General features: G+C 57.8%; 22 protein-coding genes and 1 pseudogene. 18 read left to right on the top strand and 5 right to left on the bottom strand.

The genetic code is table 11. The features are described from left to right. The first annotated feature begins 78 nt into the window (after positions 1 to 78). The 12 genes from ACZ9DP_RS07120 to ACZ9DP_RS07065 all read left to right on the top strand — a co-directional run bounded on the left by ACZ9DP_RS07120 (position 79) and on the right by ACZ9DP_RS07065 (position 10854). On the top strand, positions 79 to 693 hold the full coding sequence (locus tag ACZ9DP_RS07120; protein ID WP_476200965.1) for an NAD-dependent epimerase/dehydratase family protein: 615 nt from the start codon (positions 79 to 81) through the stop codon (positions 691 to 693). Between the two features lie 37 nt (positions 694 to 730). Further along, on the top strand, positions 731 to 1192 hold the full coding sequence (locus ACZ9DP_RS07115) for a hypothetical protein (protein WP_476200963.1): 462 nt from the start codon (positions 731 to 733) through the stop codon (positions 1190 to 1192). A gap of 70 nt (positions 1193 to 1262) precedes the next feature. Continuing rightward, on the top strand, positions 1263 to 2051 hold the full coding sequence (gene rfbF, locus ACZ9DP_RS07110; RefSeq protein ID WP_074072017.1) for a glucose-1-phosphate cytidylyltransferase: 789 nt from the start codon (positions 1263 to 1265) through the stop codon (positions 2049 to 2051). Positions 2052 to 2346: 295 nt separating this feature from the next. Beyond that, a complete protein-coding gene (locus ACZ9DP_RS07105; RefSeq protein WP_476202222.1) occupies positions 2347 to 2967 on the top strand; it encodes a sugar transferase in 621 nt (206 codons plus the stop codon). Between the two features lie 39 nt (positions 2968 to 3006). After that, positions 3007 to 4296, top strand: coding sequence for a polysaccharide biosynthesis/export family protein (locus tag ACZ9DP_RS07100; protein ID WP_476200961.1), 1290 nt, complete (start codon positions 3007 to 3009; stop codon positions 4294 to 4296). A gap of 22 nt (positions 4297 to 4318) precedes the next feature. After that, positions 4319 to 5617: an O-antigen ligase family protein gene (locus ACZ9DP_RS07095; protein ID WP_476200960.1), complete on the top strand. Its 1299-nt coding sequence runs from the start codon at positions 4319 to 4321 to the stop codon at positions 5615 to 5617. A gap of 403 nt (positions 5618 to 6020) precedes the next feature. Continuing rightward, positions 6021 to 6983 (top strand): glycosyltransferase family A protein, encoded by a 963-nt coding sequence (locus ACZ9DP_RS07090; RefSeq protein ID WP_074072023.1) that lies wholly within the window; start codon positions 6021 to 6023, stop codon positions 6981 to 6983. A gap of 33 nt (positions 6984 to 7016) precedes the next feature. Next, positions 7017 to 8108, top strand: a complete 1092-nt coding sequence (locus ACZ9DP_RS07085) for a glycosyltransferase family 8 protein (RefSeq protein WP_476200958.1) — start codon at positions 7017 to 7019, stop codon at positions 8106 to 8108. Positions 8109 to 8198: 90 nt separating this feature from the next. Next, the gene (locus tag ACZ9DP_RS07080) at positions 8199 to 8768 is read left to right on the top strand and encodes an oligosaccharide flippase family protein (RefSeq protein ID WP_476200956.1); all 570 of its coding nucleotides are present in this window, start codon (positions 8199 to 8201) and stop codon (positions 8766 to 8768) included. Next, positions 8665 to 9231: an oligosaccharide flippase family protein gene (locus tag ACZ9DP_RS07075; protein ID WP_476200954.1), complete on the top strand. Its 567-nt coding sequence runs from the start codon at positions 8665 to 8667 to the stop codon at positions 9229 to 9231. The genes ACZ9DP_RS07080 and ACZ9DP_RS07075 overlap by 104 nt, the downstream gene beginning before the upstream one ends. Beyond that, positions 9209 to 9652, top strand: a complete 444-nt coding sequence (locus ACZ9DP_RS07070; protein ID WP_476200953.1) for a hypothetical protein — start codon at positions 9209 to 9211, stop codon at positions 9650 to 9652. Before ACZ9DP_RS07075 ends, ACZ9DP_RS07070 begins: the two co-directional genes overlap by 23 nt. A 386-nt stretch (positions 9653 to 10038) precedes the next feature. Next, the gene (locus tag ACZ9DP_RS07065) at positions 10039 to 10854 is read left to right on the top strand and encodes a hypothetical protein (RefSeq protein WP_476200951.1); all 816 of its coding nucleotides are present in this window, start codon (positions 10039 to 10041) and stop codon (positions 10852 to 10854) included. Positions 10855 to 10922: 68 nt separating this feature from the next. On the opposite strand, the gene ACZ9DP_RS07060 is transcribed toward ACZ9DP_RS07065, so the two are convergent. Next, positions 10923 to 11597, bottom strand: a complete 675-nt coding sequence (locus tag ACZ9DP_RS07060; protein ID WP_074072029.1) for a sugar transferase — start codon at positions 11595 to 11597, stop codon at positions 10923 to 10925. 348 nt (positions 11598 to 11945) lie between these two features. On the opposite strand from ACZ9DP_RS07060, the gene ACZ9DP_RS07055 reads away from it, so the two are divergent. From ACZ9DP_RS07055 to ACZ9DP_RS07045, 3 genes are all read left to right on the top strand, one after another. Beyond that, a complete protein-coding gene (locus ACZ9DP_RS07055) occupies positions 11946 to 12293 on the top strand; it encodes an exopolysaccharide production repressor protein (protein ID WP_083635979.1) in 348 nt (115 codons plus the stop codon). Positions 12294 to 12479: 186 nt separating this feature from the next. After that, positions 12480 to 13625 carry an NAD(P)/FAD-dependent oxidoreductase gene (locus tag ACZ9DP_RS07050; RefSeq protein WP_476200949.1) on the top strand — a complete coding sequence of 382 codons (1146 nt, stop codon included), beginning with the start codon at positions 12480 to 12482 and terminating at the stop codon, positions 13623 to 13625. A gap of 650 nt (positions 13626 to 14275) precedes the next feature. Beyond that, positions 14276 to 15874 (top strand): FAD-dependent oxidoreductase, encoded by a 1599-nt coding sequence (locus ACZ9DP_RS07045; RefSeq protein WP_476200947.1) that lies wholly within the window; start codon positions 14276 to 14278, stop codon positions 15872 to 15874. A 75-nt stretch (positions 15875 to 15949) separates the two neighbouring features. Here ACZ9DP_RS07045 and ACZ9DP_RS07040 read toward each other — a convergent pair whose 3' ends face one another. Both ACZ9DP_RS07040 and ACZ9DP_RS07035 read right to left on the bottom strand, forming a co-directional pair. Continuing rightward, positions 15950 to 16873 (bottom strand): RNA-guided endonuclease InsQ/TnpB family protein, encoded by a 924-nt coding sequence (locus ACZ9DP_RS07040; RefSeq protein ID WP_476200946.1) that lies wholly within the window; start codon positions 16871 to 16873, stop codon positions 15950 to 15952. Continuing rightward, a complete protein-coding gene (locus ACZ9DP_RS07035) occupies positions 16870 to 17199 on the bottom strand; it encodes a helix-turn-helix domain-containing protein (protein WP_476200945.1) in 330 nt (109 codons plus the stop codon). Before ACZ9DP_RS07035 ends, ACZ9DP_RS07040 begins: the two co-directional genes overlap by 4 nt. Before the next feature lie 36 nt (positions 17200 to 17235). On the opposite strand from ACZ9DP_RS07035, the pseudogene tnpA reads away from it, so the two are divergent. The 3 genes and pseudogenes from tnpA to ACZ9DP_RS07020 all read left to right on the top strand — a co-directional run. Further along, positions 17236 to 17622, top strand: a pseudogene (gene tnpA, locus ACZ9DP_RS07030) (IS200/IS605 family transposase); the annotation flags it as partial. A gap of 231 nt (positions 17623 to 17853) precedes the next feature. After that, entirely contained in the window at positions 17854 to 19266 is a 1413-nt protein-coding gene (locus tag ACZ9DP_RS07025; RefSeq protein ID WP_476200943.1) for an FAD/NAD(P)-binding protein, read from the top strand. A 307-nt stretch (positions 19267 to 19573) separates the two neighbouring features. Beyond that, positions 19574 to 21070, top strand: coding sequence for a DegQ family serine endoprotease (locus ACZ9DP_RS07020; protein ID WP_476202220.1), 1497 nt, complete (start codon positions 19574 to 19576; stop codon positions 21068 to 21070). A gap of 329 nt (positions 21071 to 21399) precedes the next feature. Here the strand turns inward: ACZ9DP_RS07020 and ACZ9DP_RS07015 are convergent, their stop codons facing one another. Beyond that, complete coding sequence (locus ACZ9DP_RS07015) at positions 21400 to 21906, bottom strand: RES family NAD+ phosphorylase (protein ID WP_194731066.1); 507 nt, start codon at positions 21904 to 21906, stop codon at positions 21400 to 21402. After that, on the bottom strand, positions 21899 to 22270 hold the full coding sequence (locus tag ACZ9DP_RS07010) for a DUF2384 domain-containing protein (protein ID WP_074072035.1): 372 nt from the start codon (positions 22268 to 22270) through the stop codon (positions 21899 to 21901). The genes ACZ9DP_RS07015 and ACZ9DP_RS07010 overlap by 8 nt, the downstream gene beginning before the upstream one ends. Between the last annotated feature and the right edge of the window lie 60 nt (positions 22271 to 22330).

Below are 22330 nucleotides of genomic sequence, written 5' to 3'. Positions count from 1 at the left end.
GCAACGTTGGTGTGAAGCAACCCCCTGGTTTGCGCCATGCCCATCTTAATGACAGTCACCAGTTCCGGAGCGTTTGAAATGAAGATCTTAATCACAGGAAATATGGGCTATGTCGGGCCTGCTGTCGTCTCTCACCTGCGCCGTGAGATGCCTGACTGCTTGCTTGTTGGCGTCGATACTGGCCTTTTCGCGCATTGCCTCACCCAAGCAAACCTGCCCGAGCGTTTGCTTAATAGTCAGGTCTTTGCCGATGTCCGCGACCTGCCCGCCGAGCTATTCGAGGGCGTCGATGCGGTCGTGCATCTGGCAGCCGTTTCCAACGACCCGATGGGCGGCCGCTTTGAGGCGGTGACCGACGAGATTAACCACCGTGCTACACTGAGAACAGCCGAACTCGCCGCCACGATGGGCGTAAGAAGCTTTGTTTTCGCCTCCAGCTGCTCCATGTACGGATTTGCTGAGGGCGGCGCGCGCACCGAAGCAGATGAGCTTAATCCTCTGACCGCCTATTCGCGTTCGAAGGTTGCGGCCGAGACCGGGCTTGGCGAGATCGCCCGCAACAGCCAAATGAGGGTCAGCGCGCTGCGCTTCGCGACTGCCTGCGGCTTTTCAGGGCGCACGCGGCTCGATCTCGTCCTTAACGATTTTGTGGCCTCGGCGCTGAGGACTGGACGGGTTTTCGGTCCTCTCTGATGGCACGCCCTGGCGGCCGCTCATTCATGTCAACGACATGGCAAGGGCAATCGAATGGGCGCTGCTCAGGCAGGATGGCGGAAACTTTCTGGCCGTCAACGTCGGTTCCGAAGACTGGAATTATCAGGTCCGCGAGCTCGCGGAGGCCGTCGCCGCCTCGGTTCCGGGGACGGTGGTCGAAATCAACAAGGACGCGCCACCGGACCGGCGTTCTTATCGGGTTAATTTCGATCTCTACCGGAGCCTGGCACCGGCCCATCAGCCAGAAGTAACGCTTGCAGGCGCTATTGCCGATCTGAAAACCGGCCTTGATGCGGCGGGTTTGAAGGATCCCGATTACCGCTCAGCGCAACTCGTGCGGTTGAACGTGCTCACACAGGCGATCGACGGCGGCAGCCTTGGCACCGATCTGCGCTACACGGCCAATCCGTCCGACCGTAGTTTCATTCCTGGTTTCAAGGACCCCGCTCATCGGACGCGCGAAGCCATGCCTGGCTGAACCGGATCATGCGACACAGTGACTTAAAGCCGCGTACGGCGGGCAACGCTTCAAATGACGAGAGGACGCAATGAAAGTTGTCATTTTTGCAGGAGGCTACGGGAGCCGTCTTTCGGAGGAGACTACACTTCGGCCAAAGCCTATGGTCGAGATCGGCGGGCGACCGATCATCTGGCATATTATGAAGATCTATTCGCACTACGGCTTCAACGACTTCGTTGTGCTTGCCGGTTATAAAGCGGATTACATCAAGGACTACTTCATCAACTATGCGATGATCAACAGCGACTTCACAGTCGACCTAGCGACAGGCGAGTTCAAGTGGCTCCGCCGCGCGTTGGAGCCGTGGAAGATCACCGTGCTCGATACCGGACTGAACACGATGACTGGGGGACGATTGAGGCGCGCCCGCGACGTCATTGGCGATAGCCGGTTCCTTCTGACCTATGGCGACGGTGTCTCCGATACCGATATCGCCGCGACCATTGAGCTTCATGAGAGAGACGGAAACTGGATCACGCTGACCGCCGTCAGCCAGCCGGGCCGCTATGGCGCGCTTGGCCTGTCTGACGACGGAACTCGTGTCCATGCCTTCCGCGAAAAACGCATTGGCGATGGCGGTCTGATCAACGGTGGCTTCTTTGTCTGCGAGCCTGAAGTCTTCGACCTCATCGAAGGTGATGACACCGTCTGGGAAGAGGGGCCGATGGAAAGAGCGCTTCACATGGGCAAGGTTGGCTCGCATTGGCACCAGGGCTTCTGGCAAAGCATGGATTCGCTGCGAGACAAGATGGTGCTCGAAAAGGCCTGGGAGAGCGGCAATGCGCCATGGAAGCTCTGGGACCCGACACCGGGGTGAACCGAACCGCTGACGAGTGACACGTCGCCTCTGCGGTTTGGCCCGCCCGACCGAAATTGAATAATACCGTCTGTTCAATGGAATATTGCCTGCGAACTGCGCGAACTACAGAACCAATCTGTATCACAATGTTACACTAAGTATATTTCGATTATAACGGATCTTTTTCTATTGCCTTTTCGAACGCTTTAGTTACTAATTTCTTAACATTCTGCTTTCGGGGAGCTTCATGATGAAGCATGATGTCGAATTAGCCGATGCCTCTATTTTCTCGCACTACACCCAGTGGCGGCCAATGAGGCCACTAGGCGGGTTGCGCAAGAGGGTGTTTGACGTCGTCGGCGCCCTCATTCTGCTCGTCCTGTTTTCCCCACTCTTCTTGCTGATCGCGATCGCCGTAAAGCTTGATGACCGCGGCCCCGTTCTTTTCGGTCATCAGCGCGTTGGCCACAACGGAAAGTCATTCCGTTGCCTGAAATTCCGAACCATGGTTACCGAGAGCGATGCGCGGCTTGCTGCCTATCTCGCCGAAAATCCCGTCGCCCTTGCTGAATGGGCAACGACCCGCAAGCTGCGTCACGACATCAGGGTAACCGCCACCGGAAAGGTGCTGCGAAAACTCAGTCTCGACGAGTTACCACAACTGCTCAATGTCGTGCGCGGCGATATGAGCCTTGTTGGCCCGCGTCCAATCATGGGCGAAGAAATGGCCCGTTACGGTGATAGCGGAAGTCACTACCTCCGCTCGCGTCCGGGTCTCACCGGCAAGTGGCAGGTGAGCGGGCGAAGCGACACGACCTATGAGGAGCGCGTTCAGCTCGACAGCCAGTATGTTGAGCACTGGTCCTTCGTGGGCGACGTCTGGATCATTCTGAAAACCGTGCCGGTTGTCCTGTTCGCGCGGGGTGCTCGCTAGCAGGCCGACGCCTTTGCCAGGCAAAGATAGGGAAGAACCATGAGGTTAGTTCGTCAGCTCTCTCCTGCCGCGCGTAACGCCATTTACGCGCTATCGCGGCTGTGCCTTGCAACGCTTGCCGCAGTCGTCTGTCTTGTTCAACCGGCGTTGCTCTCGCCTGCGCACGCTGATCCCTATAAGCTTGGAATCATGGACAAGCTGTCCGTCCGCGTGGTCGAATGGCAGACTGCCGAGGGGCAGTTTCGCGAGTGGCCGGGTATTACAGGCGAATACATCGTCGGTCCGAACGGTGATCTGGCTCTGCCGTTTGCGGGTGAACTGAAAGCTGTCGGCCGGTCGACCTCTGAGGTGGCGCGCGAGATCGCCCGCAGTCTTCAGGAGCGTTTCGGGCTTCCCGATCCGCCGGAAGCTTCGGTTGAGATTCTTGAATTCCGGCCGATTTTCGTAGCTGGCGAAGTCCACACGCCTGGCAAGTATCCCTACGATCCGGAGATGACGGTCCTGAAGGCGATTAGTCTTGCCGGCGGCATACGTCGCGGGCTGCACGAAGGTCAGCGCTTCGAACGCGACTTCATCAACGCCAGGGGCAGTCACGAGGTACTTGTTGCCGAGCGCGCCCGTCTGATGGCGAAGAAAGCGCGACTTGCCTCCGAGGAGGCCGGCGAGGAGAAGATTGCTATCCCCCAAGACCTTGCCGCCATCCCGCAATCGCGAACGCTGATCGAGGATGAAATAGCAATCATGGAAACGAACCGCAACGCGTTCGACCTTCGCCTCAAAGGGCTTGATGAGCTGCAAACCCTCTACGGCAACGAAATCACCTCACTCAGCAAGAAGGTCGACAACCAGACCCGGCAAGTGGACCTTTACAAGAGGGAGCTTGAAAAGACCGCCAAGCTCGTCGATCAGGGTCTGGCAGTCAGCTCCCGGGCGCTGGGCCTCGAGACGACGCTTGCCGATACCCAGAGCAACCTGCTTGACCTCGACGCTGCCACGCTGCGCGCCAAGCAGGAGATGAACAAGGCCGCACTCGACACGATCGACTTGAAGAACGAGCGCAAATCGAAGATTGCGCTCGATATGCAGGAAACCAAGTCGCAGCTGGACGAAAATGCGCTGCAGCTTCAGATGTACCGGCAACTGATGGCTGAGGCGCTGGTGAATGCGCCAATGGCCTCGCAATTGACCGGAAGCGACGCTGCCAGGCTCATCAGCTATTCGATCGTGCGAACGGTCGCAAGCAAGATCCAGGAGATTCCAGCGACCGAAACAACGCCCGTTCAGCCGGGAGACTTGGTCAAGGTCAGTGTCACCAACGAAAAATCATAGGACTTGGGGTCGGCAGATCGGCATGCGTATCAGTATCAACGCTTTCTTATCGCCTGGACAGAACGCCCCCTTTGCGATCGCTGCTATGGTCGCGACGATGTTTTTCATCGCCTATGCGCAGCTGTTTGGCTCTGTCTTCATTTTGTTGTTCTATCTGGTGTGGCTGCCTCTTCTTGCCATGGACCCGCGCGCAGTCATCGGCGATCCACGGCCTCTCTATTGGATTTTTGCCTTTTCCATCTTTGCATGTCTGTCCTTTTTCTGGTCTGCGGTTCCGGGGCTCAGCCTGCGCGGCGGGCTGCAATATCTTTCAACGATTGTCTGCGCGTTGGTTGCCGCACGGGTCGTGCCTGTAAAGGCGATGATTTTGGGTATGAGCCTCGGCGCATCGCTGGTACTGCTCTACTCGCTGATATTTGGACACTTCAGCTACGACCCTCTTGATGGCGTCTACAGCTTCATCGGCGCCTTCGGATCGAAGAACCAACTCGGCATGTTTGCCGCGCTCGGCGTCTTTGCCTCCTTCTCGGTGGTCTTCGTCCTGCGCGTGCAGATGATCTGGCGCATCCTGGCCCTTATGTCAGGCGTCTTCGGCGTCTTTTCGCTGCACGCCGCCCAGTCGGCGACCTCCACCATCACGATCGCCGCAACGATTGCCGTAACGGTCGCTGCGGTCTTTCTGAAGTGGTTCTCACCGCGGCACCGGACGGTCCTCTTCCTGTCGATCGTTCCGGCAGCAGCCGTCGGACTCCTGATTGCATTGAGTACCGGGCTGTTCGGCGCGATCCTCGGCGCCTTCGGCAAGGATGCGACGTTGACAGGGCGGACGTATCTTTGGCAGCGCGGTATCGAAATCGCCCACGAACAACCTATCTTCGGCCTCGGTTTTCAGGGTTTCTGGGTCCAGGGCTTTTCTCAACCGGAGGTTCTGTGGCAGCAGTTCTATATTGCATCGCGTGCAGGCTTTCACTTTCATAATACCTACATCGAGGCCGCGGTCGAACTTGGCTATATCGGACTGATCCTGCTCAGCGCCGTTATTCTTGGCCTCCTCGCTGGATACCTCAGACGCCTCCTGTCGTCGGGCGCGCGAAACGAGGATGTGGTCCTCTTCGGTCTCGTCATACTGTTCATCGGTCGCTCCTTTTTCGAAGTCGATTTCCTGAATCAATACACGATCGGATCCTTCCTCATCTACTACTGCGCCGGGGCACTCACCAGACCGGTCGCTGGAACGTTAGGCAATGCCTCGGTGCGGTTCTATCCTCAATTCGCTGGCAGTGAAGGTTTTCATGTGCCTCGCCGTGGCGGTCACGGGTGACCGATCAGGATGACCGCTTACAAAACAAGCGAAGCGACAGATGGAAGGTATTGTCACAGTCGATTTTATGCACCTCATTTGCTGCGCGCCAGAGTGCAATCTCCTTTGGCTCGTGCATCTCCAGGGCTAGCTCGTCATCGCCACAGTTTGCGAACAGGCCGGGGTCTATTCGCGACTGCATCTGTTGGCGACATTCTTTCATTTGCTCGCTGCAATTGCCGACAGCCTCAAACGGCCTCTGCATAGAATGCAGCTAAGCTCTTTGATAGTCAGCTATACAGAGGATCGACAATATCTCAATAATAAATTGGATTCTACGCTAAGCCATTATTGACTCGCATCACCTGAACTATAACATAGCTTTAGTTCTTCTTAGGATTTCTTTCGCGTTGTGGAATGTACAATGTCCTTGCCGCTTGTCGCTGTTGTGACCCCGACGTATAATGGCGGACGGTTCTTGGCTGAAACGATGGAATCCGTTCAGCAGCAAGATTGGCCAAACCTTGTTCACGTCGTGCTCGACAACAATAGCAGCGACAATACCGAAGAAATCGTCTCCGCCTATTTGAACAAGCGCATCCCTGTCCTTCGCTTCCGCAATGAAAAGACGCTGGATCAGCGTGAAAACTGGACGAAAGCTTATCGCCTGGTACCACGGGACGCTGTCTATGTGCGCTATCTCTGCGACGATGACACGATTAGCCCGACGTCGATCTCCAAGATGGCGGCACTCGGCGAAACCTTTCCCAATGTCGGGGTCATTGGCAGCCTTCATGACTGCGCGGGTGCTGTTCAAGATTTCTTCTGGCCACCCGGCAAGCCGGTTTTCCCCGGCAAGGACGCCATGCGGATGGCGCTGCTGCGTCAGGGCATTTTAATGCCGGTCCAGATGATGTGGCGCCGGCGCGTGACTGACTCGCTCGAACCTCTTTTTGCCAGCGCCATGGACGGCAGCTGGGACCTCGATACGGTTTTCCGGATGCTGGCGATCAGCGATTTCGGTTTCGTGCATGAGGCACTCGGCTTTACCCGTGTACACGAGAATACGGTCACTGCCTTGCATTATGCCGGCAAAACTCGCGCCTGGACGCGCGATGGCCTTGATCTGATCATGCGCCACGGCCCAGTCGCCTTCGGGACCGACTACCGCCACCAGCTTCTCGCGTTTCGCCGCTATTATGTGCGCCGCATTCTGACCTGGTGGCGCGAAGATCGCGGTCGCGAGCATCTGCAACCCCATTTTGATGCACTGGCAAGGGCCGGCTTTGGTGTCAACGGCATGCTCGTCGTCGATGCCGTGCTGGACTGGATTTACGTCAAGCTTGGCATGCGCCGCGCCTGGACCGGATATCCGGGCTGGCAATAGGCGGCAAACGTTTCGACGACATGAGACTGGAGCATGAGGCTCCCGCTTGGAGGGGTAATGAGTGATCCCGTATTTGAAGGAAATCTGGCATCTTCTGCCATGGGCGCCTTGCCGATGAAGACTGCCAGTTTCCGGTCAATCGCCGAAGGCCTGAACGGTCGCCCCCTTGCCGAACCTCTACTTGAGGCAGCAATGCAGCGATACAGCCGCCCGCAACCGCCAGCTTCGGAGGTGACAATCGCCTTCGGACTCGATACCGCTTACCTGCCGCATGCAGCTGTTGTGCTGGCATCTCTTATCGCTAACGCGCCGGGCGCAAAACTCCGTTTTCTGATCGTCCATGATGGCATTCCCCCCCAAGCCCGTTCGACATTCGAACGCTGTGCTGAAGGACACCGGTTTGATTGGCTCGAGATTAAAGGCTCAAGTGTCCTTGCAATGCCCGGCAAACGCCATATCAGCCGCGCCGGCTACTATCGTCTGATGCTTGCCGAGCTGGCCCCGCCAGATATCGATCGAGTCCTTTATCTCGATGCCGACCTCGTCGTCATGGGTGATATTCGGGAACTCTATGCCTCCGATCTGGGCGAGCATGCAATCGGCGCGGTCTGCGACGTCGGCATGGACGGCGAGGTGTTCGCCAAGCGTTTTCAGCTGCAGCCCAAGCGTCTTGGCTACTTCAATTCCGGTGTACTGTTGATGGATCTCACCAAGCTGCGCGCCAGTGATGATCTTTCCAAAGTCATCACTGTTTTGGAAACGCGCATCGACGATATGGAGTATGGCGATCAGTGCGCTCTAAACGTTGTCTTCTGGAGCCGATGGAAACAGCTTGACATATTGTGGAACGTCCAACGCCGAATGCTGATGCCGCAGGAAGGCAAGCCCTGCTATGCAACTGCAGCCGAAATGAAAAAAGGGCGCCGGCCAAAAATCATCCACTTCACGGAGCACAACAAACCGTGGTCGACGGACGGATGGCATCCGTTGATCTGGACCTATTACCGCTATTTGAAAAAGACCCCGTATCGCGCGCAGGTCCTCAAGCTTGGCGAGGTCCATTTCGTCAAGGATCTGCGTCGGAAAATCAAGACCATCGTCAACTGGTACCGGTTGCAGGCGTGAGGCGGGCCTGGTTTTCCAGGCGCACATGCTTGATTATGACGCGCGGCGGTGCAACGGCGCCGGTTACACCTTGCACAGATGGGATGGTCCATGTCTGAAACGTCGCTAGCAACGGCACTTCGTAATGGCATTGCCTGGAATACCATCAACGCGATCTTTTCGCAGAGCGCCGGTTTTGTCATCTTCCTGGTTCTTGCACGTATGCTGGAACCGGCGGTCTTCGGGGCAGTCGCGCTCTCTGCTGTTATTGCCGACTTCATCGCCAATGACGGCCGCTATGCCGGCATGGATGCGATCCTGCAGCGTGGTGATTTCGACAAGAAGAGCTTAAACGCGGCTTTCATTTCCCTGTTTTTGGTCGCCTCACCCTTCGCGCTCTTTCTGGTCATGGCTGGGCCTTTGATCGCTGGCTTTGAGAACGCGCCACTGGTCGGTTACTATATGCCGATTTTTGGCCTTCTTTTGCTCTTTACGCCGTGGCTGTCGGTGATGGATGCCCTCATAATGCGCGAACTGGGCTTCAAGACGTTTGCCAAGCGCAATATGATTTCGACGCTTGCGGGCGGTATCGCCCGGCATCACGCTGGCGTTCTCACCGCTGGCGATTTGGGCGCTGCCTGCTCAGCGCATTGTCTCGACAATGGCCGTTGTTGTCTTTGAGTTCCGTCATACCGGTTGGCTTCCCGGGCGTCATACCAAAAAAGGCGCGTGTCGCGAAAATCTTCGCCGCTTCCTGCCTCTATGGATGGTCGCCGCCATTAACATATCCATGCAGCGCGCTGCCGTGCTGTTCTTCGGCATCCGCTTCGATGGCGCGACCGTCGGTCTGTTCCGGGCTGCCGACAGGATCAGCGAATCGCTGCAAAATCCCCTGGTCAGCCCGCTCTTTGCGCTTTGGTTTCCGTTGATGAGCAAGGTGCGCGGCAACCTTGCGGCGGAACGCGAAGTGTTTACCGCCATCATCCGCACCGCTGCCTTCGTGACACTGCCGGCCTTCACCGGACTGATTGTCGTCGCCGATGATGCGGTGGCGTTGCTGTTGCCCTCGTCCTATGCCGGGGTCGCGCCCATTTCTTCGCGCTGTGGCGATCACCTCGCTGATGATCCCGATCGTCTGGTTTAATCCCATTGCAATGAACGCGCTCGGCTTGAACCGCATGTCGCTGCAATACTCCATCATCGTTGCCTTGACTTGTATCGGTGCGCTCGTCGTCATACCGACAAGCACGCCGGGCGCGGCGATTTTGGTGATGTCGTCGCCGGCGCTCGTCTATGGGGTGATCGGCAATGTCTTGTTACTGCGCCGGCTGAACCTGCAGGCGAAGGTGCATTACATGGGGCTCGCGCCGGCCGCGGCGGCGGCCCTCGCCATGGGCGTCGTCGTATATTATGTGCAAGTAACAGCAATGGTTGGGATGCAATCTTCCTTCCGCCTCGCTATCTCGGCGAGCCTTGGCATGGTCATCTATTTCGGCTGGCTCACCTGCTTCAGCCGAAGCTGGATGATCGAACGTATCCAGCTCCTGCGTGGCCAAGGCAGATGACGCACAGCGTCACAGACAGGCGATAGCCTCGACGCAAGCTTCACCGCCTATCCTTCTCTCATGCGAAAGCGGGAGAGCGACATGAAGAAAACGACGTTGCTGAATGCCACCGGCCTTTCCGTGCTCCTCTGGCTTTTTATCCTGCTCGCGGTCGTCTGTCTGCTGCGCTAGCGCAATCAGAAAGGATCGGCGCGCCAAAAGCTGCTTCCGGCTCGCCTTTTTAATCACCGGATAGAAATCTGCAGATTATCTGCTAGAATAATCTTGAGGCATTTATGTCTCATTATCCAGAGAGCGTAACATCCACAGCCGAAAATCGAAGTTTTTATCTGGTCTTTAGTAGGATATGTCTTCATATTGTTAGCGCCTCCACAGGTGGTATAGTGATGTTACTCAATGATACCGTATTTCCTGCCGTTCAGGCAGCATCAGTCTGCGTTCTGGACAGGCTTTTGGTCTGCGAGAGCGCTGAGCTATCATTTTTGTACTTTCACTATGAGGCTCGCTTCGTCCTTATCATGCGCGCAGCGGGTGCGCCGGCAAGGTGCGAAATCATTGAAGATTTCGAGGAAAAAACCGGGGCGGCCGCTGACAATTACTTCCGCGACTTTGCAGCGGCTGTGCTCGAAGTCAGATCCAGTGAGCTCGGACTTTATCTGACATCCGCAATTTCTCCGGCAGAGGGCTTGGCAAATGGTGCGGTCGGGATCGCAAGGCGTGCTGGGAGACCGAGCGACGCGCTGGCCCTGGAAAAGCTGACCGCCGCAAGCTTCCTGATTGGCCAGTTACTCAAAACGTTCACCGAGATCGCAAGCGATGTACCGCAACACGACGCCCTGCCCGGACTTGTCTTACATCGAGCCCTTGACGCGCTGACCATCCTTTTTGATCTGCGGGTATCTTCGCTGCGCAGTTTCGACGGCATTGAAGCTTATCGGGAACGACTGCTGATCCTGATCATCGCGCTGTCGACGATGGCAGCGAGCGCACAAGAAGCAGAGGCCGTCAGTGTCGAGATCGCAGGCGGGGCAGCAGAAAGGTCGGTGACTTTCATCCAGAAGAACGCCACACTAATGTTTCCATTCATGAGCGGTCGGGACGCCGCGATCCTAAGGCGCGCCGTCAATGGCCTTGGCGCGCGGCTATCGGTCCAGCGTGATAACCAGACCAATATTACCCGCGTCCAACTCGTGATTCGCTAGTGAGGGCTGCAACGGCTGCTTACTCGCACAAGCACGGTCCTGAACCGCGCCCGCCATCAGCGGTCTTCTCAATGATCGAGCTGAAACCTTTCAGCCTGGAACAGACCACCAATCGCGCGGACCAGAATTTTCAAATCACCCAAAAAACTCCACTGCGCGGCGTAGGAAGCAGCCGCCATTTCCCCGTTCCTGACACCGTCAGCCGTGGCGCGGCAATCGCTGATCATGCCTGGTCTACAGAATTGTGCCGACACGTTGCCCCTTTTTACATAACCGCGATCAACAGGCAGCGATGGCGGACCAACGAAGCTCATGTCACCGAAGAGCACGTTGAGAAGTTGCGGCAGATCATCAAGCCCTGTTCGATGAAGAACTCGTCCAACCGGCGTTAGCAAAATATCGTCCTTCAACGTTTCCGTCATGATCCAGCTTGCAAGCTCGTCTGGATGGCGCGACAGATGCTGGCCAAGCCGGAGGCGCCAGTCGACCGGCAATTTCCGGAAGCTGTAGCAGTCAAACGCCTCTCCCCCGGGTGATCGCCGTCTTTCCAAGTGAAGGATCGGTCCGCGATCGGCCAAACGAACAAGTAACGCGATCGCAATCATCAGCGGCAGAAGGCAAATGATAGCCACACCCGCCAGAACGACGTCAAAAATCCGTTTCTGTGCACCGCCCGCAGGCTGCGGGATGTGTCGATCGCCGTGATCACGCGAGGGATTGGCAAATTCGGCATCGTATTTCATTTTGAGGCCTCCACAGCGTTGGCCATTTAAATCGTAATGATTAGTATTTTCAAGCAGAATCTTATGTATACCTCGAAAGCATGAACTACGTCCTGGAATACCCTACGTTACTGTAGGTAGCGTTACGTCACGATCGATTTGCGCGAGCACATTCATCTGGCGCATAGACTTCTGATTTTTGCTGATGATTCACTATCTTATATTTTATAAGCTTCTATCTTTCCGGTTACTGACAGCTTTTCGCCATCTATCGCAAAGGTCGTCATGAAAAATCGTGTTTAATGACTTTTTAACGATGACATCTTTTTGACATCTTGTCTGTTGAAGGTTTCCGGCGACGCATTAAGCATGGAAACACTGCAACAAAGAACTCAGTTATCTCTGATTATGCGAAGTATTGCGGGACGATGGAAGAAGGTCCCAGATCAGAGTGTGCGTCGTGAGGCCGGAGGGGAGTTCATGTACGCACCCAGGGTGTTTGTTTCGATGGCCGCCGTGCTCATCGCTTTCTTTTGCGCGATATTGTGGATGCAAGGGTCCGTCCTCAGTGCGTTTGCCGATAGTCTTTTATGCGCTGTCCTGATCCAGAGCGGGTATTTTCTCGGGGTCCTGTTTCTGGTCTGGCACGAGGACGTGTCCAGGCCTTCTCGCGCTCTTGATATTTCGAGCCAGGCGGTCGGTCCCCGATCCCGGTGAGGTCACGATCCTTCCGAGCAGCCCCAAGTACGGCTGTTCAGATTGGTCGAGAGGCGAGGTGTCATCGGCTCTCGCGTGATGAAAATCTGCGCCGCTTTGCACGCTGCAGAATTGACTTCGCTGCTCAGAGGTCAGATGAAGGAGCGTTAGTTCATGCGTGGCGGCGGTTGGTGAGATGAAAGCCGGATGAGCAGATTGTTTGTCGACGCCATTGTCGTTGGCGCAGGCGTCATCGGCCTGGCGGTTGCCCGCAAGCTCGCGCTTTGCGGCCTTGAAACCATCATTCTCGAGCGCGCCAATGCAATCGGCACAGAAACCTCATCCAGGAACTCGGAAGTTATCCACGCCGGTCTTTATTACCCGCAGGGTTCGCTGAAGGCGACGGTCTGCGTCGAGGGCCGGGCAGCGCTTTACAACTACTGTACCCGCCGCGGCGTGGATGCGCGACGGGTAGGCAAGATCCTGCTTGCCGCAAGCCCCGAGGAATTACCCAAGCTTGAAGCGATCGCTGCGGCAGCCAAACGCAACGCCGTTTTCGATGTCGTTCCGCTCACACCGAGCGACGTCGCCGACCTCGAACCGGAGCTGCACTGCGCCGGCGCGCTGCTCTCGCCATCGACGGGCATCATCGACAGTCACGGCTACATGCAGGCGCTGCGCGAGGATTTCGAGGCCGCAGGCGGCATGCTCGCCTTCCACACGCCGGCTATGGCAATCAGGTGCGGTGGTGCGCGGATCGGCCTGACCACGGGCGGAGCGGAACCCACCGAAATTGAGGCCAGCTTCGTAGTCAATGCCGCCGGCCACGGCGCCCCCGGCCTTGCGGCAAGAACAGCGGGGCTTTCCCCCAAGATGGTGCCGCCACAGTGGTACGCCAAGGGCAACTACTTCGCGCTTTCCGGACGCCAACCCTTTTCGCACCTCATCTATCCAATGCCCGACCATGCCGGCCTTGGAGTCCACGCAACACTCGACCTCAACGGGCGCTGCCGTTTCGGGCCTGATGTCGAATGGGTCGATGAGAACCATTCGCTCGATGTTGCTGCCTCGCGCGCGGAACAGTTTTATGACGCGATCCGCCGCTATTGGCCAGGTTTGCGTGACGGCGCCTTGCAACCGGATTATGCCGGGATACGGCCAAAGCTTCACGACGCAACCATGCCGATGCCGGACTTCCGCATCGACGGGCCGCAGGTGCACGGCGTCAAAGGTTTGGTCAATCTGTTCGGGATCGAGAGCCCCGGTCTGACAGGATCGCTTGCGATTGCGGATATGGTTGTGGTCGCACTTGGAGTTGCAAGCGACAAAGAAGCACCCCACTCTGATCGATAAGCGGTTCTCGTGCTCTATCTGCCTGAAAAAGCTACACGCGGCCGTGTTTAGTGCGCGGAGGGAGCGGGATCTCCTCCACCCGACGTGCGGGCCTAGAGGGTAAGGCGAGCAACCACGAAAGCCATCACATGGGCAAGGTAGTGCGCCAAGGTCGCGTATCCGAGCTTTCCTTGCAGCCGGCATAATCCGCAATCGACGTCTTCTCGCACAGTGCCACTGCACGTGCCTCGGCAATGCTGGAATTAATAAAGATCGGAATCCGATCCTTCCGAGGTATCGTATCGAGTTAAAGTTTTTGAGTATACTGCCGTCAGTATTATAAATTTATGCTAGTAAGCCGCTTTTGTTACACGTAAAGATCGCAGAGAATATTGATTAAATACCCCATTTCGAACACATCACAAATGATACATTTTTCCATATACATAACGTGATTGAACACTATTTCTAACTTATGATAGTAAATAAATATTGCAAGAACTTCAAAACCATGCTGCCGCTTCTTTCGTGAGAGTCATTGGGATTTTTTAATCCAGAAATCTTCTTGAACCCCACGCCCGCATACTCTTTTGCATTGAATGCATTGCAACATATCGCATCATAGCTAACATTGTGACGGGGCCGCAATGATTTCAGGGCGTATTGATGACATGCCAGGTGACACCGATGTCCTCATCGTCGGATCCGGACCCGTCGGCCTCACCCTTGCCAAAGAGCTTCGGCAGGCCGACAAGCGCGTGCTCGTTGTTGAGTCGGGCGGGTTAGACCCATCTGCGGCTTCGAACGAACTCGCCGGCGCCTTGATCCTGCAGCCCGCCACCCACGACGACGTGCGCATCTGCGTCTCGCGCCAATTCGGCGGAACAAGCAACCTTTGGACCGGGCGATGCCTTCCCTTTGATCCGATCGACTTTGAAGATCGATTTCCCGATGGGCGGTGGCCTATTTCCTATGACGAGATACGGCCGTTCTACGACCGTGCCGTTGAATACGCCAACTGCGGCCAGGGTTTCGTCGATAAGGCGCCACTTGCGTCGGTAGACGCCCGTTTCGAACTAACGCACCTTGAACGTTACAGTCGTGATCCGAAGCTGTTTCGCGCAAGCCTTCAGCAATTCAGCGAGGATAGGGGACTGACAATCCTGCTGAACACCACCGTCGTGGATCTGGTCCTGACGGAAAATAGCAGCGTCAGCCATGTCGTGGCCCGTCACAAAAACGGTCTTGCCTATCGCATTTCATGCAAACGCGTGGTTCTTGCCTCAGGGGGACTGGAAGCGGCGAGACTTCTGCTCAACATCCAGCGGCGTCACCCGCTGATGTTTGGCGGACCCCATGGAGCGCTCGGCCGTTATTACATGGGCCATCTTTTCGGGCATGTTGCTGCGCTCAGATTTTCGAACAGACCGGCCGAGGCACTTTTCGACTTCCGCCGGGACGAAACAGGCGCATATGTGCGCAGACGCATCGTGCCGAGCGATACGCTAATCAACCAGCATCATTTGCCGAATGTGGCGTTCTGGCCCGACGTGCCGGCCCTTTCAGATCCGCAGCATGAAAGCGCCTTTTTGTCCGCCGCTTACCTTGCCTTGAGCTTTCGTCCACTCGGTCGGTACCTCACGCCTGAAGTCATCCGCCGGCATCATGCAAGCCGTCTTGATGCAATCGCCGGCCATCTCAAGAACCTGGCCGCTAACCCGACCGAGATTGTCAGGCACCTACCAGGCTATCTGCGCAATCGCTACGGGCGAAGCGCCAGGAAGCCTGGCTTCTTCGTCAATAACAGCCGTCGGACGTACAGGCTTGCTTTCCATGCCGAACATTTCCCAGACAGGCAAAGCCACGTGCGCTTGTCTGACAGCGTCGATGCTTTCTTCGTGCCGCGGCTAACGATCGACACGCGCGTGCCTGACGAAAATATCCGTGCACTCGTTCGCACCCATCGTCTCCTGAATGACTGGCTTGAAAAAAATTGCTTGGGTCAACTCGATCTGAATCGTAGTGACGATACGCTTGCAAGTGCCATCGCTACGCGTATCCGCCATGGCACGCATCAGATTGGGCTGACACGGATGGGAACGAACCGCAACGACGCCGTCGTCGACGGGAACTTGAAGGTCTTCGATCTTTCTAACGCATATATTGCGAGTTCTTCTGTCTTTCCGACGTCGAGCCAAGCCAACCCAACATTGACAGCAATGGCCCTTGCCATTCGCCTCGCGCAGCACATCATCCAGCCGGCACCCTAGCGTTTCTCTTCTGGTGCATACCTCCGAGGACCTAAAGGGTTTCATTTGCGAGCTTCGAGGTTGTCGATTGCCGAGTTAACATCTTCCCCCGCTTGCAAGCGGGGGATTTCCGAGGGGGCGCGAAGCTCCGCCGATCGTTATCGCTTCTACGGAGAGCGGCTGCCCTTCCTCCACGATCATAGACGCCGTGTTCCGACGCAGGATGTTGATTGCAGCATTGTGGTCGGCATGGGCGCGGAAGCCGCATTGGCAACAGCGGAAAGACGCTTGGCTTTCGCGGCTTTCCCTGTCCACGGCTGCGCAGGCCGAACAGGTCTGCGAGGTGTGGCGGGGATCGACCTTGCACAGGTATCCGCCCCGTTCTTCGAGCTTGTAGGCCAACACGGTTTCAAAGCCGTGCCAGCCTTGTTCGAGGATCGCCCGGTTCAGGCCCGCCTTCTGGCAGACGTTGGTTCCGGGCGCGTCCACGGTTCCCCTGGCGCTGCGCGTCATGTTGCGCGTGGCGAGGTCTTCCAGCACGACCGTTGCGAAGCGACGGGCGATATCAAGACTGGCCTTGTGCCGCCAATCCTGCCGGATGCGGGCAGCACGGGCCTGCAAGGCTGCAACGCGGCGGCGGGCCTTGGCGTGGCGACGCGACCCGCGCTTGCGCCGCGCCAGAACGCGCTGGGCCCGGCGCTTCCTGGGCTCGATCTCCGCAAGGCCGGCAGGCATCCACCAATGCTCCCCGGTCGAAAGCGTCAGCGTGTTCGCCACGCCCCGGTCGATCCCCACGGCGGGCAAATCGTTTTGCGGGACGGCATGGTCGATTTCGCAGGCGAAGGCGATGTGCCAGCCGTTCGCCGCCAGGCTCACCGTCACGTTCATGGTCTTGCCACGCAGGCGCCGCGTGTCGCGGAACTTCACCCAGCCGATCTTGGGAAGGCGCGCGGCGGACCACTTGCCGTTCAGGCGCTTGACCTCGATCTCCCGCCCCTGAAAGCGGAAGGCGCCGTTCACGCCCTTCTTGCGGGGCGCGAGGGATATCCTGCGCGCCCGGCGAAGAAGTTGGCATACGCCTTATCCAGATCGCGCAGGGCCTGCTGCTGGGGCGTCACATGCACGGCGGCAATCCAGTCGAACGCGGCCCGCAGTGCGGTCAATTCCCGCGCCTGGGCGATGGCGTTCAAGCGGTTCCCGGTCTGCCGCCGGTAATGCCGCCACCAGTCCCTGCGCTGCTCCAGCGCCAGATTATAGACCAGCCGCACAACCCCCGCGAACTGCCGCAACAGGACTTCCTGTTCGCCGGTCGGAGCGAGCTTGTAGCGGAAAGCGCGGTGGATCATGTTACGATTCTATCAATTGCTCCAAGGAGCGCAACCGTGGATCGCACCGGCAGGCATGTCGTCTACATGCTCCATGGTCATTTGGTCTTTGTCACGAAATACCGCCGTGACGTTCTGTCAGAACCGGCAATCCGCCACCTGCGGCGCATCTTCGCCAAGCTGTGTCGCGACTTCGAGGCCGAATTGATCGAATGCGACGGCGAGGACGATCATGTTCACCTGCGGGTGCATGACCCTCCGAAGATCGCCCTGTCGAAGCTGGTCAACAGCCGCAAAGGCGTATCCAGCCGACGTCTGCGCGAGAGCCGCCCGGAAATCACCGGGCGCTACCACAAGGGCGTTTTGTGGTCGCCGTCCTCCTTTGCGGCAAGCTGTGGCGGCGCACCGCTCTCGGTGATCACCGAATATGTCAAATCCCAGCGGGAAGCGGCAAAGGCCGCTCTCGCGTTCCTCCCCGGCCTGAACGCCGGGGTATCCCGCGAGGTTCACGATGACACGCGTCAACTAGTCTCGGTGGCTGCAGCTGCATGTTCTGATTGATCTCCATAAATCTTATAGATTAATTTACTGCGACGGCGCCAAGTATCGGCTAGGCCGAGCCTCAAAGATGCGTCAAGCTCCTCCCAAATCTCGAACCCAGTTGGATCAGCAGCGGTGACGAAAAACGAAACGGATAGCGTCAAAAGACCCGCCATTGCCATCGTTGGCGGTGGCGTTTCCGGTGCGGGTGTAGCCTTTCATCTCGCAAGGACAATGCACGAGCTGCCACGCGTCATCGTCTTTGAGCCGCGCCGCGAATTGGGCCGCGGGCTTGCCTATGATACGAACGACCCTTCCCACCGCATCAATGTTCCGGCAGCCCGTATGAGCCTGCTTCCCGATGAACCGGAGGATTTTCTTGATTGGATTGCCGACAGCGATGGCGTCGCGGACGATCCGGAAGCGTTATGGCCGAATGGCAATCTCTTCCCGCAACGCCGGCTCTTCGGCGCCTATGTCGCTGCGAGACTGCGCCCATATCTTGAAAACGGTGAGGTCGAGCATAAGAGGACGCTCGTAAGAAGGGTGTTACCCGGCCCAAAGGAATGGTTGATCACCGACAGCAACGGCGATGAGACACGCGCGGATTTCCTCGTGATCGCCACCAGCCATCCAGCGCCCGCAGCACCGCGCAGCCTCTCCGCCGCATTGGCCGGCCACCCGCGCTTTGTTGCCGATCCGATGCGCCCCGGCTCGCTCGATGCCATTCGTCCGGACGATCGGGTCCTCATTGTCGGCAACGGCTTGACATCCGCCGATATCGTCGCGTCGCTGACACGCAGCGGGCATCATGGACCGATCACTTCGATTTCCCGCCGCGGGCTTCGTTCGCGCGGCCACCCAGCCTGCCCGCAGGAGCCCTTCGGCGACTTCCTTTCCGAACCGGCTACAAGCGCTGCAGCACTCCTCCGGAACGTTCGAAAGACGATCGCGGGGGCGGCCGAAATCGGCGAAAGCTGGCATGCAGTCATCGATCAGGTCCGCAGCAACGGCCATGAAATCTGGCGCAATCTGCCTGTTGCCGAGCGGCGGCGCATCGTCCGCCATTTGCGGCCTTATTGGGACGTCCATCGCTTCCGCATCGCACCGCAGCTCGAAGAGGTGCTGGACCGGGCGATCGTTGAAGGACGCCTCGAGGTCCTTGCCGCTTCCGTTGCCGGTGCCAAAACCGACGGAGCGGCGATCGACGTACTTCTGTTCAGGCGAAGCGGCGAGCGCGTGGAGAAACGCTTCGATGCTGTGGTCGTGACCACCGGTCCTGCCCATGGCAGCATTCTCCAAAGCCAGATATGGCTGCATGAGCTCAACCAGGGCGGTCATCTGAAGCTCGATCCGACCGGCCTCGGCATCGCCTGCAACGAGAGCTCAGAAGCGGTCGCAACGGATGGTCTGGCGAATTCGTCATTGCTGATCTCGGGTCCGCTGGCGCGCGGCACCTTCGGTGAACTGATGGGACTGCCGCAGGTAACCGAACATGCTGTCTTCATCGCAGCCGAACTTGCAAAAAAACTGAAAGCGGTCCGATAGCGTCGTGTGACTACCGACGAAGATAGGCCGCTTCGCCCCCCCGTCCGCATAGGGTGCACGAACATTAACCATCTGTAATTCTTACATTTTTGCAATGAAACCGTAATGAACATTTAATTTGTAAATGCGGCTTGACCAGAGCATATCTCTCCAAGACGCCATTTCTTGAAACCGGCAGCATTCGCTACAGTTTCGATGATTGTCCTCTGGAGGCCAAAGGATTGGCGCCACGTTCACCCGACGCCCGCGTTCCCCGGCATGGAACCAAGACGCCGCCATGCAGTATTTTCGCAAGGGACCTGTCACCATGTTACCGATCCTCTCCAAGCATCGCACCGCAGCGCTGATCGGCGCAGCATTTATCGCCGGCACTGCCGTCGTGCCGTTTGCCATCAACGCATCCAATGCCGCCGCCGCTCCGGCGAAAACCAACGGCGCGCTTTCCTCCAGCGGCTCTTTCGCCTCGGTCGTCGATGCCGACAAGCCTGCCGTCGTCACTATCACCACAACGATGAAGGCCGACGCCAGCGCCGACGACGACCAATCGCCGATGGACGAGCAATTCCGGCAGTTCTTCGAACAGCAAGGCATACCATTTCCGAAGCAGGTGCCGCAGCATCAGCACGGTGAGCGCGCCATGGCGCTCGGATCCGGCTTCATCATCAGCTCCGATGGCGTCATCGTCACCAACAATCATGTGATCGACAATGCTTTGGGCATCAAGGTGACCCTTGATGACGGAACGGAAATCCCGGCCAAGCTGATCGGTGCCGATCCGAAGTCTGATATCGCCGTCTTGAAGATTGAAGCTCCGAAGCCACTTGCAACGATCGCCTGGGGCGATTCTGACACGCTGAAGCTTGGTGATCAGATCCTGGCCATCGGCAATCCCTTCGGCATCGGCACGACAGTCACAGCCGGTATCGTGTCGGCCCGCGGCCGCGATCTGCACAGTGGTCCCTACGACGACTTCATCCAGATCGACGCGCCGATCAATCACGGTAATTCCGGCGGTCCGCTCGTCGATCACGGCGGCAATGTCGTCGGCATCAACACGGCGATCTATTCACCAAACGGTGGCAGTGTCGGCGTCGGTTTTGCCATTCCGTCCGATGAGGCCAAGGCGATCGTCGCCAAGCTTCAGAAGGACGGTTCGATCGAGCATGGCTATCTCGGCGTGCAGATCCAGGCAGTTACCAAGGATGTTGCAGATGCCGTTGGGCTCAATGCCTCGCAGGGTGCGCTCGTTGCAGCCGTCACCGGGGGAACCCCTGCCGCACGCGCCGGTGTCAAGACGGGCGATATCATCACCGCCTTAGGCAGCGAGACCGTAAAGACGCCGAAAGACCTCTCGCGTCTCGTCGCCGACATGTCGCCGGGCGCCAGAGAAACGCTCACCGTCTGGCGCGGCGGCCAGAGCACCGATCTCACCGTCACCATCGGCGGCAACGGCACCGGCGAGAAGCAGGCAGCAGCCGAAGAAAGCAGCGGCAGGACACAGGCCGGTCCGGGCATCGGAATTGCTCTTGCCGATCTGACGCCGGATAACCGGGAGGAACTTAACCTGGCCAGAGGCGTCACGGGCGCGGTCGTTGCCAGTGTCAATCCGGACAAGCCGGCCGCCGAAGCAGGCGTTCAGACGGGCGATGTCATCGTCCAGGTCAACGACAAGACCGTACATAATGCAGGCGATGTGAAGAACGCCGTCGCCAATGCTGCAAGATCTGGCCGCAAGTCGGTGCTGCTGCTTGTCGAACGTGGTGGCAATAGGATCTTCGTAGCGGTACCTTTCGCAGCGGCTTGACGCCGAATATCATGCGCTCTGCATTCAACCGGATGCGGAGCGCTATTGCTCCAAGCCTTGCGCCGCCTCCACTTCGCTGAGCGCCAGGAAGCGAATACTCCGGTGGACGCCAGCCAGCATTGGCAGCGTCCGGATCAGTGATGGGCAGTAGGGGTTCCCGCATCCTCCCCATTTCTAGCTTCGCGAGCCAGACATCTGCTACTTCGAACGACAGATGCGCCGACACCAGCTACTTAAGCAACCGTTCATTGCTCTCGAAGAGCGCTCATAAGCTTCCGGAATACTATAATTGGACAATTCCATCGCGATGTTCTCGACGCGTCCGTAATCTACAACCAGGAGGCCGGTGATTTGGGCAGTCGACCCTCTGGATCGATTGCGCGAAGCTCCGGTGCACCCGGCATATTCCATTCCCACAGCGCGACGCATGTGCCGCCGAGCGACATGAAAGATGGATAGATCGCGCCATGATATCGCGATGCAATCAGACGTTCGCGCAGGTGGTGGGTTGCCGGCACCTTGCTTTCATCCATCAGCATCCGCCATTCGCAACGATGGATATCCGCAGTAACGTCAAACTTTCGAAGAAGCATCTGGTCGGTCGTGTCCGCGAGGCGCGCCCCTTTGAGTTCCAATTGCACGATCATCGCCGGGTGCTGAACAAAGCCCTGGTTATATTCGGCCCAGGCCGTGGACAGCTCGCAGGCCGCATAGATGGTCGGGGCACCCACCCGATTCCACCGGCCACCAAAACGGCTGGCGCCCTCGCCAGAAAGCGGCGCATGGGCCCATCGTGGAACGAAGGCGCGCCATAGATGCACGACGGTCTCAGGCATAGACGCCGGAGCGGACGGCCTCGAGATAGGCGAGAACCCGGTCGGACTTGCCTTCGCCGACAAGGTCAAACGCCGTCTTGCCGCCCCAACCGGGGATCGGCTGATGCTTGAACCATATGACCGCACGGTTTTCGTCGCCGGCCATTTCGCTTGCCATCGCAAGGATACGGACGACGTTGCTCAGCGCATTATCCACTTTGCGGGCGCCCGATTTCGCCGCCAGCGTATTGCGCGCAACCCCGATCAGCCGGGCTAGCTCGGAGAGCGTTACGCCCAGTTGCTCGGCGACGCGCCGGGCCGATAGAAACGACGAATGTTCATCGCCGAAGCGAGCAGCGACATTGCTGAGGCCTGTAGCTGCCATGATGGGTATCCTCGCATATTTTGATCAGTCCTCAATCAAAGTATGCTCAAAGTACGCTCA

The sequence above is a fragment of the Rhizobium sp. USDA 4016 genome, from assembly GCF_056279705.1.
This window is presented reverse-complemented; position numbering and strand designations above follow the sequence as displayed.